General features: G+C 48.8%; 13 protein-coding genes and 1 tRNA gene. 11 read left to right on the top strand and 3 right to left on the bottom strand.

Annotation, left to right across the window (positions count from 1 at the left end):
* Window positions 1-253 precede the first annotated feature (253 nt).
* A tRNA-Leu gene (locus tag ACM67B_RS02995) sits at window positions 254-338 on the bottom strand.
* Window positions 339-611: 273 nt separating this feature from the next.
* Here ACM67B_RS02995 and ACM67B_RS02990 point away from each other — a divergent pair.
* The 3 genes from ACM67B_RS02990 (at window position 612) to hisD (ending at window position 3,386) form a co-directional block, all read left to right on the top strand.
* Entirely contained in the window at window positions 612-1,286 is a 675-nt protein-coding gene (locus ACM67B_RS02990; protein WP_416190095.1) for an SCO family protein, read from the top strand.
* A 74-nt stretch (window positions 1,287-1,360) separates the two neighbouring features.
* Complete coding sequence (gene hisG, locus ACM67B_RS02985; protein WP_416190094.1) at window positions 1,361-2,017, top strand: ATP phosphoribosyltransferase; 657 nt, start codon at window positions 1,361-1,363, stop codon at window positions 2,015-2,017.
* Between the two features lie 76 nt (window positions 2,018-2,093).
* Window positions 2,094-3,386: a histidinol dehydrogenase gene (hisD, locus tag ACM67B_RS02980; RefSeq protein WP_416190093.1), complete on the top strand. Its 1,293-nt coding sequence runs from the start codon at window positions 2,094-2,096 to the stop codon at window positions 3,384-3,386.
* A gap of 245 nt (window positions 3,387-3,631) precedes the next feature.
* Here hisD and ACM67B_RS02975 read toward each other — a convergent pair whose 3' ends face one another.
* Window positions 3,632-4,471 carry an aldo/keto reductase gene (locus ACM67B_RS02975; protein WP_416190092.1) on the bottom strand — a complete coding sequence of 280 codons (840 nt, stop codon included), beginning with the start codon at window positions 4,469-4,471 and terminating at the stop codon, window positions 3,632-3,634.
* 489 nt (window positions 4,472-4,960) lie between these two features.
* On the opposite strand from ACM67B_RS02975, the gene ACM67B_RS02970 reads away from it, so the two are divergent.
* The 6 genes from ACM67B_RS02970 to nqrF are packed head-to-tail and all read left to right on the top strand — an operon-like array spanning window position 4,961 to window position 10,755.
* Window positions 4,961-6,304, top strand: coding sequence for a Na(+)-translocating NADH-quinone reductase subunit A (locus ACM67B_RS02970; protein ID WP_416190091.1), 1,344 nt, complete (start codon window positions 4,961-4,963; stop codon window positions 6,302-6,304).
* Window positions 6,305-6,306: 2 nt separating this feature from the next.
* Window positions 6,307-7,539, top strand: a complete 1,233-nt coding sequence (locus ACM67B_RS02965; RefSeq protein ID WP_416190090.1) for an NADH:ubiquinone reductase (Na(+)-transporting) subunit B — start codon at window positions 6,307-6,309, stop codon at window positions 7,537-7,539.
* On the top strand, window positions 7,532-8,302 hold the full coding sequence (locus tag ACM67B_RS02960; protein ID WP_416190089.1) for a Na(+)-translocating NADH-quinone reductase subunit C: 771 nt from the start codon (window positions 7,532-7,534) through the stop codon (window positions 8,300-8,302). Before ACM67B_RS02965 ends, ACM67B_RS02960 begins: the two co-directional genes overlap by 8 nt.
* The gene (locus ACM67B_RS02955) at window positions 8,302-8,928 is read left to right on the top strand and encodes an NADH:ubiquinone reductase (Na(+)-transporting) subunit D (protein WP_416190088.1); all 627 of its coding nucleotides are present in this window, start codon (window positions 8,302-8,304) and stop codon (window positions 8,926-8,928) included. Before ACM67B_RS02960 ends, ACM67B_RS02955 begins: the two co-directional genes overlap by 1 nt.
* A gap of 3 nt (window positions 8,929-8,931) precedes the next feature.
* On the top strand, window positions 8,932-9,525 hold the full coding sequence (nqrE, locus tag ACM67B_RS02950) for an NADH:ubiquinone reductase (Na(+)-transporting) subunit E (protein WP_416190087.1): 594 nt from the start codon (window positions 8,932-8,934) through the stop codon (window positions 9,523-9,525).
* A gap of 12 nt (window positions 9,526-9,537) precedes the next feature.
* On the top strand, window positions 9,538-10,755 hold the full coding sequence (nqrF, locus tag ACM67B_RS02945) for an NADH:ubiquinone reductase (Na(+)-transporting) subunit F (protein ID WP_095502002.1): 1,218 nt from the start codon (window positions 9,538-9,540) through the stop codon (window positions 10,753-10,755).
* A gap of 191 nt (window positions 10,756-10,946) precedes the next feature.
* Here nqrF and ACM67B_RS02940 read toward each other — a convergent pair whose 3' ends face one another.
* Complete coding sequence (locus ACM67B_RS02940; protein ID WP_416190086.1) at window positions 10,947-11,408, bottom strand: DMT family transporter; 462 nt, start codon at window positions 11,406-11,408, stop codon at window positions 10,947-10,949.
* Between the two features lie 279 nt (window positions 11,409-11,687).
* Here ACM67B_RS02940 and ACM67B_RS02935 point away from each other — a divergent pair, with 279 nt between their 5' ends.
* Window positions 11,688-12,728, top strand: a complete 1,041-nt coding sequence (locus tag ACM67B_RS02935; protein WP_416190085.1) for an FAD:protein FMN transferase — start codon at window positions 11,688-11,690, stop codon at window positions 12,726-12,728.
* Window positions 12,729-12,749: 21 nt separating this feature from the next.
* A complete protein-coding gene (nqrM, locus tag ACM67B_RS02930) occupies window positions 12,750-12,974 on the top strand; it encodes a (Na+)-NQR maturation NqrM (protein ID WP_416190084.1) in 225 nt (74 codons plus the stop codon).
* Window positions 12,975-13,016 lie beyond the last annotated feature (42 nt).

The following is a 13,016-nucleotide window of genomic DNA, read 5'->3' as shown; positions in this document are numbered from 1 at the left end:
GTTTCTTTGATTCTTCTGCCACAATGGCTTGCAGTTTGCATAAGCACTCAAAGTTAACAAACAAGGCCGTCAGGAAGATTCAAATCTTTCTAACGGCCTATGCATACTTCAAGGCACCCCACCGATGGCTTATTTAAAATGCACAAAGGAAGTTCCGCCCAACGGATTACTCATACCCAACAGTGCACTTCATTTAGAGAAGGATTCTATAACATAAAAATAGCCGCTTATAAAAAGCGGCTATTTTAGAATTTGGTGCCCAGGGTCGGACTCGAACCGACACACCTTGCGGCGGGGGATTTTGAGTCCCCTGCGTCTACCAATTTCGCCACCTGGGCGGTGAAGAAGTCGCTATTATAGCCCGCAAAAAAAAATTGTAAAGTGCTTCGAATGATTTTCTTGGCGATTTATTTATAATTTATTGATTAAACAAAAAATTATATTTACAAAAATAAACTTTCATTCGATCTTAATGTCAGCGTTTAATACGCATCTATATCAAACTTTGATGAGTTTTCTATAAAATTCACGAGAAATGCTACATTTCAATGGATAAAAGCGTTAAGATACGGGATATTGTCTTGCAACACCTAATTCAATCGGAGAATGCCATGCCCATCACAGCCAAAAAGTTTATTGTCAGCATTTTTGCCTTAGCCGCCCTGTCTGCGTGCCAACCTAAAGAAGAAGCCGCGCCAAAAGCACCTGAAGCGTCTGCTTCTACCACCCCAAGCGCCGAAGCCGCGCCTGCGAAAAAAGCAGCCGTATCGGGTCAAATCAACGGCACTGATATGCGTAAAGAAGACATCGGCGGTGATTTTGAAATGACCGATGGCGACGGCAAACCATTTAAACTCAGCGATTTGAAAGGCAATGTGGTGGTATTGTCGTTTGGTTATACCCACTGCCCTGACGTTTGCCCGACTGAATTGCTGACTTACAGCGACACTTTAAAACAATTGGGCGACGATGCCAAAAATGTGAAAGTGGTATTCGCCAGCGTTGACCCTGAGCGCGACACGCCGGAGTTGATTGGTAAATACGCCAAACAATTCCATCCTGATTTCATCGGCATTACCGCCACCGAAGGCCAAACACTACCGGTAATCAAGCAGCAATACCGCGTGGTATCGGCTAAAGTCAACCAAAAAGAAGACAGCACCAACTATCTGGTTGACCACACTTCAGGCGCGTATTTGATTGATAAAGAAGGCGAAGTCGCCATCTTCTCACCTTACGGCACCGAACCTGATGCCGTTGCTGCCGACATCCGCACTTTATTATAATATTCATGCCGTCTGAAAAGTTTTTTCAGACGGCCTTTCGCTATCCACACACCCCAAATAGAGCAGAATCCACAATGACTGACAACGCATTAACCATTGCCCTTTCCAAAGGCCGGATTTTCGAAGAAACCCTTCCCCTACTGGCCGCCGCCGGTATCGTCCCGACCGAAAACCCTGAAGAATCACGCAAACTCATTATCGACACCAATCATGAAAATATCCGCTTGGTGATTGTGCGCGCGAGCGATGTGCCGACTTATGTGCAATACGGTGCGGCCGATTTCGGTATTGCCGGTAAAGACGTGTTAATCGAACACGGCGGCGATGGCCTGTATCAACCACTCGATTTGCAGATTGCCAAATGCCGCATGATGGTTGCCGTACGCAAAGGTTTTGATTACAAAAACGTTTCCCAACCGGGCAGCCGCTTGCGTATTGCCACCAAATACCCGAATATCGCCGCCGAGCATTTCGCCGCTAAAGGTGTACACGTTGACATTATCAAACTGTACGGTTCGATGGAACTTGCACCGCTGGTCGGCTTGAGCGATGCGATTGTCGATTTGGTTTCCACCGGCGGCACGCTCAAAGCCAACAACCTCGAGGCCGTGGAACACATCATCGATATTTCCAGCCGCTTGGTGGTGAATAAAGCCGCACTGAAAACCAAACACACCCTGCTCGAGCCGATTATCCAAGCCTTTGCCGGCGTGGTGAACGGCGAAAAATAATATTTTCAGACGGCCTTTTATCATTTATATAGGCCGTCTGAAACACAATTTTTTACTATGAAAATAAAGGCAAGTCATGAAATTTCTCAACACACAATCCGACAGTTTCCAAGCCGAACTCAAAGCCCTGCTGGCTTTTGAAACCGCCCAAGACCCCAAAGTCGATCAAATCGTGGCCGACATCTGCGCCGATGTGCAAAAACGCGGCGACGCAGCCTTAATCCAATACACCAATAAATTTGACGGCACGTCCGCGCAAACCATTGCCGATTTGACCTTAACCCAAGACGATTTGAAAAACGCGTTTGACCGCATTCCGGCAGAAGTTCAGACGGCCTTACAAACTTCAGCCAAGCGTGTAGAAAGCTACCACCAACACCAAAAAATGGAATCGTGGCAATATACCGATGAAGACGGCACCCTGCTCGGCCAACAAATTACCCCACTCGACCGCGTGGGTATTTATGTGCCGGGCGGCAAAGCAGCCTATCCGAGCAGCGTGATTATGAACGCCATGCCTGCGCACGTGGCCGGCGTGAAAGAAATCATCATGGTGGTGCCGACACCGAAAGGTGAGCGCAACGACATCGTTTTGGCCGCTGCTTATGTGGCCGGCGTGACCAAAGTATTTACCGTCGGCGGTGCACAAGCCGTGGCAGCGTTGGCTTATGGTACCGAAACCGTGCCGCAAGTCGATAAAATCACCGGCCCCGGCAATGCTTTTGTTGCCGCCGCCAAACGCCGTGTGTTCGGCGTGGTCGGCATCGACATGGTGGCAGGGCCGTCTGAAATTTTGGTGATTGCCGATGGCTCCACGCCTGCCGATTGGGTGGCGATGGATTTGTTCAGTCAAGCCGAACACGACGAAATTGCACAAGCCATTTTAATCGGCACGTCGCAAGCGTATTTGGACGAAGTGAAAGCTGCCATGGACAAGCTGATTGAAGAAATGCCGCGCCGCGACATCATCGAAGCCAGCTTGGGCAACCGTGGCGCCATGATTTTGGCCAAAGATTTGGACGAAGCCTGCGAGATTGCCAACTACATTGCGCCGGAGCATTTGGAATTATCGGTTGAAAACGCCGAAGCATGGGCGCAAAAAATCCGCCATGCCGGTGCGATTTTCATGGGCAAATACACCAGCGAGAGCTTGGGCGATTATTGCGCAGGTCCGAACCACGTCTTGCCGACCAGCCGCACCGCCCGCTTTTCGTCACCATTGGGCACATACGATTTCCAAAAACGCTCGAGCCTGATTCAGGTTTCCGAAGCCGGTGCACAAAAACTGGGCAAAATCGCCAGCGTATTGGCACACGGCGAAAGCCTCACCGCCCACGCCCGTGCCGCGGAATTCCGTTTGAAAGATTGATGGCGTAAATAACAAGGCCGAGACGTTTGCAAAACTCGTCAATTTTCAGAAACCTTTAAACCGTCATTCCCGCGCAGGCGGGAATCAAGAATGTTAAACTTCTGAAATAGTTAAATATTCCTGAAAACGATAGGTCTGGATTCCCGCCTGCGCGGGAATGACGAGCATAGTTTTCTTAGTTCAAATTGAGTTTTACAAAGGTCTCAGGCCGCCTGAAAATGAATATTTCAGACGGCCTCATCTGATTATTGAATATCCAGCGGCACGCGCCATTGCGGTGCAGGATAAGCTTCATCCAAAGCCGCATATTGCTCAGGCGACAAACGGATAGCCAAGCAATCGACCAATTCTTTCATGTGCGCTGTTTTGCCGGTGCGCGGAATCGATACCATATTTTGCTGCGCCAAAGTAAAACACAGCAACACTTGGTACACGCTGATGTTGAGTTCAGCCGCCACTTGGCGAACTGCCGGATGATGCAGCAAATCGTCCTGCAAATCACCGGCCTGCGCCAGCGGACAATAAGCAATGGTTGAAATCGCGTGGGCATCCTGCCATGGTTTCAGCGCAAATTCGATACCGCGCGAGCCCAAGTGATAGAGCACTTCATTGCTTTCGCAATTGGTGCCGCCTGCATCATGCAATTCCTGCATGTCTTCCAAATCAAAGTTCGACACGCCCCATGTTTTGATTTTGCCCTTTTGTACCATGTTTTCCATCAGCTCAACCGTTTCTGCCAAAGGCGTAGCGCCACGCCAATGGTAAAGATACATATCCAGATAATCGGTTTGCAGTTGGCGCAACGAAGCATCCAAGCTGCGCTCTAAATTGTGGCGGTTGGCATTGCTCGGCAACACTTTGGAAATCAGGTAAATGCTGTCTCGCGCAAACGGCTGAATCGCTTCGCCGACTAGATTTTCCGAACGCCCGTTGCCATACATTTCGGCAGTATCGATAATCGACACGCCGTGTTCCAAGCCGTAACGCAATGCGGCAATTTCTTCTTGGCGCGTGGCAGCACGGTCGCCTAAATACCATGTTCCCATGCCTAATTTACCGTGATTGAGCAGTGTACTTTTTGCCATGATGACTCTCCGATTGAGTTGAATACTGGCTTATTTTAGTCTGATTTTTGTGGGGTTGCTTTATTCATCGGCCTATTCTTTTCAGACGGCCCCAACTCTTTTTCATCCATATCGTTTCTTAAGGTATTATTTTTATATCATAATTTATTAGTTATTATGGCTTACTGAATTAGCCTTATAAGTGAAAAAATCTGGCGGAATGTGACAAAAATCCGTCCATTCCTGTTAAAATCCCAAAGATTTTATTTATTCAGCCATTTGAATATTTTTAAATCGTTTTTTCTTTGAAACTCGGTTTCAGACGACCTCTATCAGCTATCGTCCATTATTTAATAATAAAAACAAAGATTAGCCATTAGGCTGATGACCGAATAAACTGATTTGATTTTGAAGAAAAATGTGTCTTTTTCCAAAATACCGACGTCGGTGGTTACACTCAACGCCATCGGCTTGCCAGTTTTTTAACCTAGTAAGAAGTAACGCATCTCTATGATTAAGATAAAAAAAGGCTTAGACCTGCCTATTGCAGGCCGACCGGAGCAAACCATCTATGATGGTCCGGCCATTACCGAAGTCGCGTTGCTTGGCGAAGAATATGTCGGCATGCGTCCCTCGATGAAAATCAAGGAAGGCGATGTCGTCAAAAAAGGCCAAGTATTGTTTGAAGACAAGAAAAATCCGGGCGTGGTATTTACCGCTCCGGCTTCAGGCACCATCACGGCGATCAACCGTGGTGAGAAACGTGTTTTGCAATCTGTGGTGATTTCTGTTTCAGGCAACGATGAAATCACCTTCGAGCAATATTCTGCCGAAGCCTTGTCGGGTTTGAGCAGCGAGCAAGTCCGCGCCAATCTGATCCAATCAGGTTTGTGGACAGCATTGCGTACCCGCCCGTTCAGCAAAACACCTGCAGTTGACGCCAACCCTGCGGCGATTTTTGTCAACGCCATGGACACCAATCCTTTGGCTGCAGATCCAACCGTGATCATCGCTGAAAAAGCGGCTGACTTCACCAACGGCTTGCGTGTATTAAGCCGATTGACTGAGCGCACGGTGCATGTGTGTAAAGCAGCCGGTGCTAATGTGCCGTCTGAAAGCGCAGCCAATATCGCCGTACACGAATTCGATGGCCCACATCCGGCCGGCTTGAGCGGCACACACATCCACTTTATCGAGCCTGTCGGCGCGAACAAAACCGTTTGGACCATCAACTATCAAGATGTGATTGCCATTGGTCAATTGTTTACCACAGGCCGTCTGAATACCGAACGCGTGGTCGCTTTGGGCGGTTCGCAAGTCAACAAACCGCGTCTGTTGCGTACCGTATTGGGTGCCAACCTTTCCCAACTCACAGCCGGTGAATTGGTGAATGGCGACAACCGCGTGATTTCCGGCTCCGTGTTAAACGGCGGCATTGCCACCGGCCCACACGACTATCTCGGCCGCTATCACAATCAAGTGTCGGTATTAGAAGAAGGCCGGGAGAAAGAATTCTTCGGCTGGATTACGCCCCAACCGAATAAATTTACCATAACACGTACCACTCTCGGCCACTTCCTCAAAAGCAAATTATTCAACTTCAATACGGCACTTAACGGCGGCTACCGTTCGATGGTACCGATTGGCACTTACGAACGCATCATGCCTCTGGATATTCTGCCTACTCTGCTTTTGCGTGATTTAATTGTCGGCGACACTGACAGTGCGCAAAATCTGGGCTGCCTAGAATTGGATGAAGAAGACTTGGCTTTGTGCAGCTTTGTTTGCCCGGGTAAATACGAATACGGCACACTGCTGCGCAATGTATTAACCACTATTGAGAAGGAAGGCTGATTATGGGCTTGAAACATTTCTTAGAGAAAATCGAACCCGCCTTCCACTCGGGCGGGAAATACGAAAAGTGGTACGCTTTATATGAAGCAGTGTCCACTATCCTTTATACAACCGGCGATGTGACCCGTAAAATCACCCACGTGCGCGATGAATTAAGTTCCAAACGCATGATGACTTTGGTATGGCTGTCTCTGTTTCCGGCCATGTTCTACGGCATGTACAACGTGGGTGCGCAAGCATTCAGCGTGTTGACACCGGAATTATTGCAACAAAGCATCGCCAATGATTGGCATTATGCCTTGGCCAATGCCTTAGGCATCAATATGGCAGCCGATGCGGGCTGGTTGAGCAAAATGCTCTTCGGTGCAATTTTCTTTGTGCCGATTTACGCCACCGTATTTATCGTCGGCGGTTTCTGGGAAGTATTGTTCGCCATGATCCGCAAACACGAAATCAACGAAGGTTTCTTCGTGACTTCGATTTTGTTTGCCTTAATCGTTCCCCCTACCCTGCCGTTGTGGCAGGCCGCCTTGGGTATTACCTTTGGTGTTGTGGTGGCGAAAGAAGTATTCGGCGGTACCGGTAAAAACTTCATGAACCCTGCACTGGCAGGCCGTGCGTTCCTGTTCTTTGCTTATCCTGCCAACATCAGCGGCGATAAAGTATGGACTGCCATTGACGGCTATTCAGGTGCAACCGCTTTGGCACAATGGGCTTCAGACGGCATGGCCGGCTTGAAAAACGTTGCCACCGGTCAACCGATTACTTGGATGGATGCTTTTATCGGGAACATGCCAGGCTCGGTTGGCGAGGTATCGACCATCGCGCTAATTATCGGCGGCTTGATGATTGTATTCGCCCGCATCGCTTCTTGGCGCATTATCGCCGGTGTAATGATTGGTATGATTACCACTTCATTGCTGTTTAACGCCATCGGTTCCGACACCAATCCGATGTTTGCCATGCCTTGGTATTGGCATTTGGTATTGGGCGGCTTTGCTATCGGTATGCTGTTTATGGCCACCGATCCGGTCTCTGCTTCGTTTACTAACACCGGTAAATGGTGGTATGGCGCATTAATCGGTGTGATGGCGGTGTTAATCCGCGTGGTTAACCCAGCCTATCCGGAAGGCATGATGTTGGCGATTCTGTTTGCCAACCTGTTTGCCCCGATTTTCGACTACATCGTCGCACAAGCGAACATCAAACGCAGAAAGGCGCGCACCAATGGCTAAATTCAATAAAGACAGCTTCGGCGGCACGCTGGCCGTCGTGATTGTGGTGAGCTTGGTTTGTTCTGTGGTGGTAGCCGGTTCTGCTGTTGGCCTCAAACCCAAACAGCTTGAACAAAAAGCCAAAGACAAACAAAGCTACATCTTAAGCGTAGCCGGTTTGCTCGATGAGAAAACCGACATCGCCAAAACCTATTCAGAAAGAATCGAACCGCGTGTTGTGGATTTGGCAACCGGTGAATACGTTGACAATTCGCCGGAAGGCTTCGATGCCCGCAGCGCGGCCAAAGACCCGCAGCAAAATGTGCGCATCGCCCCTGAAGACGATTTGGCCAGCATCAAAACCCGTGCCAAACTCGCCGATGTTTATTTGGTGAAAGACGAAGGCGGCACAGTCGAACAAATCGTTCTGCCTATGCACGGCAATGGTTTGTGGTCAGTGATGTATGGTTTTGTATCAGTAAAACCCGACGGCAACACGCTCAACGGCATCACCTACTACGAGCAGGGCGAAACCCCGGGTTTGGGTGGTGAAATCGCTAATCCTTTGTGGCAGCAAAAATTTGTCGGCAAGAAACTCTACAACGAGCAAGGCAACGTTGCCATCCGCGTCGGTAAAGGCGCAGGCGCCGACCAAGAACACGGCGTAGATGGTTTGTCCGGCGCCACCCTGACCACCAAAGGCGTGCAAGGTACGTTCGATTACTGGTTTGGCGAAAACGGTTATAAACCTTACTTAGCCAAACTGAAAGCAGGAGCAGAATAATGGCTGATACCAAACGTTTGAAACATTTAATGTTCTCCCCACTGGTAGACAACAACCCGATTACATTGCAAGTATTGGGTATTTGTTCGGCACTGGCCGTGACCACCAAATTGGAAACCGCCATCGTCATGGGTATTTCCGTAGCATTCGTAACCGGTTTCTCCAGCCTGTTTATCTCGCTGGTGCGCAATTACATCCCCAACAGCATCCGTATTATCGTACAGATGGCGATTATTGCCTCATTGGTAACTTTGGTTGACCAGGTTTTGCAGGCATTTGCTTATGAATTGTCTAAGCAATTGTCGGTATTCGTCGGCCTGATTATTACCAACTGTATCGTTATGGGTCGCGCGGAAGCATTCGCGATGAAAGAGCCGCCGCTGGAAAGCTTTGTTGACGGTTTCGGCAATGGCTTGGGCTATGGCTTGATTTTGATCATCGTAGCCAGCCTGCGTGAATTGATTGGTTCGGGCAAATTGTTCGGCATGACTATTTTCCAAACCATCCAAGACGGCGGCTGGTATCAGGCCAACGGCTTGTTCCTGCTGGCGCCAAGCGCATTCTTTATTATCGGTTTTCTGGTATGGGCCATCCGCACTTGGAAACCTGAACAGGTGGAGAAATAATCCATGGAACATTATCTGAGCTTATTTGTTAAGTCCGTATTCATCGAGAATATGGCCTTGGCCTTCTTCTTAGGCATGTGTACCTTTTTGGCCGTGTCTAAGAAAGTCTCCACTGCTTTTGGTTTGGGTATTGCGGTTATCGTAGTATTGACGATTGCCGTACCGGTTAACCAATTGGTTTACTCGCTGCTGAAAGAAGGCGCACTGATTGACGGCGTGGATTTGACCTTTTTGAAATTTATTACCTTCATCGGCGTGATTGCCGCATTGGTACAAATTTTGGAAATGGTATTGGACAAATTCTTCCCTGCCCTCTACAACGCGCTCGGTATTTTCCTGCCGCTGATTACCGTAAACTGCGCCATCTTCGGTGGTGTGTCGTTCATGGTACAGCGTGAATACAACTTCACCGAATCCATCGTTTACGGCTTCGGCGCAGGCACCGGCTGGATGCTGGCGATTGTGGCATTGGCCGGCATCACCGAAAAACTGAAGTATGCCGATGTACCTGACGGCTTAAAAGGTCTGGGTATTACCTTTATCACCGCCGGCCTGATGGCTTTGGCCTTTATGTCGTTCTCCGGCATTCAGTTATAAGGAAGACACACAATGGAAATTATTTTAGGTATTGTGATGTTTACCGTCATCATTTTGATTTTGGCGCTGATGATTCTGTTTGCCAAATCAAAATTGGTTAACGAAGGCGACATCACCATTAAAGTAAACGGCGAAAAAGAGCTAACCATGCCCGCTGGCGGCAAGCTCTTAGGCGCCTTGGCCAATGAAGGCATTTTCATTCCTTCAGCTTGCGGCGGTGGCGGTTCATGCGGCCAATGCCGCGTGGTAGTGAATAGCGGCGGCGGCGATATTTTGCCAACCGAGCTGTCTCACATCACCAAGCGTGAAGCGAAAGCAGGCTGCCGTTTGTCGTGCCAAGTCAATGTCAAAACCGACATGGATATTGAAGTGCCGGAAGAAGTATTCGGCGTGAAAAAATGGGAATGTACCGTCATTTCCAACGACAACAAAGCCACTTTCATTAAAGAATTGAAACTGGCCATTCCTGAAGGTGAAGAAGTGCCGTTCCGTGCTGGTGGCTACATCCAAATCGATGCGCCTCCGCACACCGTAGCCTACAAAGACTACGATATTCCTGAGGAATACCACGAAGACTGGGACAAACACGACTTGTGGCGCTATGTTTCTAAAGTGGACGAGCCGATTCTGCGTGCCTATTCGATGGCTTCTTATCCGGAAGAGAAAGGCATCATCATGCTGAACGTGCGTATCGCAACCCCGCCACCACGCGAACCTGATGCGCCTCCAGGTCAAATGTCTTCTTACATCTGGTCATTGAAACCGGGGGACAAAGTGACGATTTCTGGCCCATTTGGTGAATTCTTTGCCAAAGACACCGATGCCGAAATGGTATTCATCGGCGGTGGTGCAGGCATGGCGCCTATGCGCTCACACATTTTCGACCAATTACGCCGTCTGAAATCGAAACGCAAAATCTCATTCTGGTACGGCGCACGTTCGAAACGCGAAATGTTCTACGTGGAAGATTTCGACGAACTGGCTGCAGAAAACGACAACTTCGAATGGCACGTTGCCCTCTCCGACCCACTGCCGGAAGACAACTGGGATGGTTACACAGGCTTCATTCACAATGTCTTGTATGAAAACTACCTGAAAAACCACGAAGCCCCTGAAGATTGCGAATTCTACATGTGTGGCCCACCAGTAATGAACCAAGCCGTGATTAAAATGCTCAAAGACTTGGGCGTAGAAGACGAAAACATCCTGCTGGACGATTTCGGCGGCTAACAAAAAAAGGAAGAAACTTCGGTTTCTTCCTTTTTTTGTTTTAGATGCCGTCTGAACCTTTTCAGACGGCATCATCCTTTAAATCAAGCAGCCTGAGACTTTTGCAAAACCCCAGATTTGGGTGCAGTTCGAAGTTATAGCAGTGCATAACGAAGAAATGTGCCAAAGATGGGGATTTTGCAAAGGCCTCTCTACTTCCAAACCTTATCCCCAAACGAAAACAAAGCCAACCCTACCCCCATTACCACCAAGCCGATTAATTTCGGCATCGTCATTTCCCGCACTGCCATGCCGATCAAGCCATAATGGTCAATCACCGCCGCCGCCAGCAATTGGCCGATGATAATGACAAACAACATGTTCGCAATACCCAATTTAGGCGCCAACAATACGCTGGTGAACACAAACATCGCACCGAGCAAACCGCCGCTTAATTTCCACCAAGGCTGCTGCCCAATAGTGGCCAAATAGCCGAACAAATCCGTTTTGGCCCAGGTGATGAAAAACAACGCAACCGTGCCGACGGCAAACGAAATTAAAGTGGCGATTAAGGTTTCGCCACCCATTGACCGCGCCAGTTGCGTATTAATGGCCGCCTGCATGGCCGAAGCCATACCCGCTGCAAAAGCCAAACCCAGATAAATTGCCCACATATAGCGCTCCAAAAATTCAGACGGCCTGAGCTGAGACCTTTGGAAATCCCTATCTTTGGAACATTTCTTCGTTGTGCGCTGCTCGAAAGCTTAACCTTTTTGTAATATGCCTTCGCTTTCTGCGCTGCTACAACTTTGAACTGTACTCAAATCTAAGGTTTTGCAAAGGTCTCGGCCTGTTCAGCCGATTTTCCACCGCCCCATCGTCTTTCAGAGCAGCCCGTTGATGTTCATTTTACGTTACAATAGGCCGTCTGAAAAATTTTGTCGCACACACTCATGTCCGTTTTAAAATCTCTCGCCGTCCTATTCTTCACTGCTACGCTGTTTCTGCTCGCTGCTTGCGGCAAACAAGCGCAAACGGTCACGCTGCAAGGCGAAACTATGGGCACGACATACACCGTCAAATACCTTTCAGACGGCCTTGATTTGCCCAAACCGGAAATCATGCAGACACAAATCGATGATGTGCTGAAAGAAGTCAATCGCCAAATGTCCACCTATCAGCCGGATTCAGAAATCAGCCAATTCAACCAAATGCGCAAAGCCAACCGCCCGCTGAAGATTTCCCAAGATTTTGCTGATGTGGCCGCCGAAGCCGTACGTTTAAACCAAATGACCCAAGGCGCATTAGACGTGACCGTTGGCCCTTTAGTGAACTTATGGGGTTTTGGGCCGGATAAAGCGGTCACCTACTCGCCCGACAAAGCCGAAATCGAACAAGCCGCGCAGGCGGTCGGCATCGATAAAATCGTGTTGGCGCACGATGGCGAATCAGCCACGCTTGCCAAAACCCAAGCCGGTGTTTATTTGGATTTATCTTCCATCGCCAAAGGTTTCGGCGTGGATAAAGTGGCACAACATCTTGAAAAATCAGGCGTTCGCAACTATTTGGTAGAAATAGGCGGCGAATTACACGGCAAAGGCCGCAACGCTTCCGGCGAAGCTTGGCGCGTGGGCATTGAGCAGCCGAATATGGTGCAAGGTAGCGGCACACAAATTATCGTGCCGCTGGATAACCAATCTTTAGCTACTTCGGGCGATTACCGCAATTTCCATTTGGATCAAAACGGCAATCGCCTCTCCCACATCATCAATCCGCAAACGCGCGCGCCGATTCGCCACAAGCTCGCGTCCATTAGTGTGATTGCCGATAGCGCCACCACCGCTGACGGCCTGTCCACCGGTTTATTCGTGCTAGGCGAAGAAAAAGCCTTGGCACTTGCCGAGCAACACGGTTTGGCAGTATTCTTAATCATCTACGATGGCAACGGCTACAAAACTGAAATGTCAAGCGCATTCAAACAGTTACTTAATTAATTTAACCTTGGAACCCACATCATGAAAACCCTCTTTTTAACCTTCGGCATTTTCCTGCTGGTGATTTTAGGCATGGCAGTCGGCTACATTTTCTCCAAACGCTCGATTAAAGGCAGCTGCGGCGGCATTTCCGCTTTGGGCATGGAAAAAATGTGCGATTGTGAAACCCCTTGCTATACGCTACAAAAGAAATTGGATGCCGAAAAAGCAGCCGGCGAAAGCAAAGGCATTGTGGTTGATCATTAATCCATGTTTATAAAAATAAAGGCCGTCTGAAACCCACACAAT

This window comes from Neisseria sp. CCUG17229 (assembly GCF_047839235.1).
GTDB lineage: Bacteria > Pseudomonadota > Gammaproteobacteria > Burkholderiales > Neisseriaceae > Neisseria > Neisseria brasiliensis.
Note: the sequence above shows the minus strand (reverse complement) of the source record. Positions and strands in the feature narration are given on the sequence as shown.

Bases quoted from the DNA above. Each gene is read 5' to 3' on its own strand.
- ACM67B_RS02990 (WP_416190095.1), top strand. From the start codon at position 612: ATGCCCATCACAGCCAAAAAGTTTATTGTCAGCATTTTTGCCTTAGCC.
- hisG (WP_416190094.1), top strand. From the start codon at position 1,361: ATGACTGACAACGCATTAACCATTGCCCTTTCCAAAGGCCGGATTTTC.
- hisD (WP_416190093.1), top strand. From the start codon at position 2,094: ATGAAATTTCTCAACACACAATCCGACAGTTTCCAAGCCGAACTCAAA.
- ACM67B_RS02975 (WP_416190092.1), bottom strand. From the start codon at position 4,471: ATGGCAAAAAGTACACTGCTCAATCACGGTAAATTAGGCATGGGAACA.
- ACM67B_RS02970 (WP_416190091.1), top strand. From the start codon at position 4,961: ATGATTAAGATAAAAAAAGGCTTAGACCTGCCTATTGCAGGCCGACCG.
- ACM67B_RS02965 (WP_416190090.1), top strand. From the start codon at position 6,307: ATGGGCTTGAAACATTTCTTAGAGAAAATCGAACCCGCCTTCCACTCG.
- ACM67B_RS02960 (WP_416190089.1), top strand. From the start codon at position 7,532: ATGGCTAAATTCAATAAAGACAGCTTCGGCGGCACGCTGGCCGTCGTG.
- ACM67B_RS02955 (WP_416190088.1), top strand. From the start codon at position 8,302: ATGGCTGATACCAAACGTTTGAAACATTTAATGTTCTCCCCACTGGTA.
- nqrE (WP_416190087.1), top strand. From the start codon at position 8,932: ATGGAACATTATCTGAGCTTATTTGTTAAGTCCGTATTCATCGAGAAT.
- nqrF (WP_095502002.1), top strand. From the start codon at position 9,538: ATGGAAATTATTTTAGGTATTGTGATGTTTACCGTCATCATTTTGATT.
- ACM67B_RS02940 (WP_416190086.1), bottom strand. From the start codon at position 11,408: ATGTGGGCAATTTATCTGGGTTTGGCTTTTGCAGCGGGTATGGCTTCG.
- ACM67B_RS02935 (WP_416190085.1), top strand. From the start codon at position 11,688: ATGTCCGTTTTAAAATCTCTCGCCGTCCTATTCTTCACTGCTACGCTG.
- nqrM (WP_416190084.1), top strand. From the start codon at position 12,750: ATGAAAACCCTCTTTTTAACCTTCGGCATTTTCCTGCTGGTGATTTTA.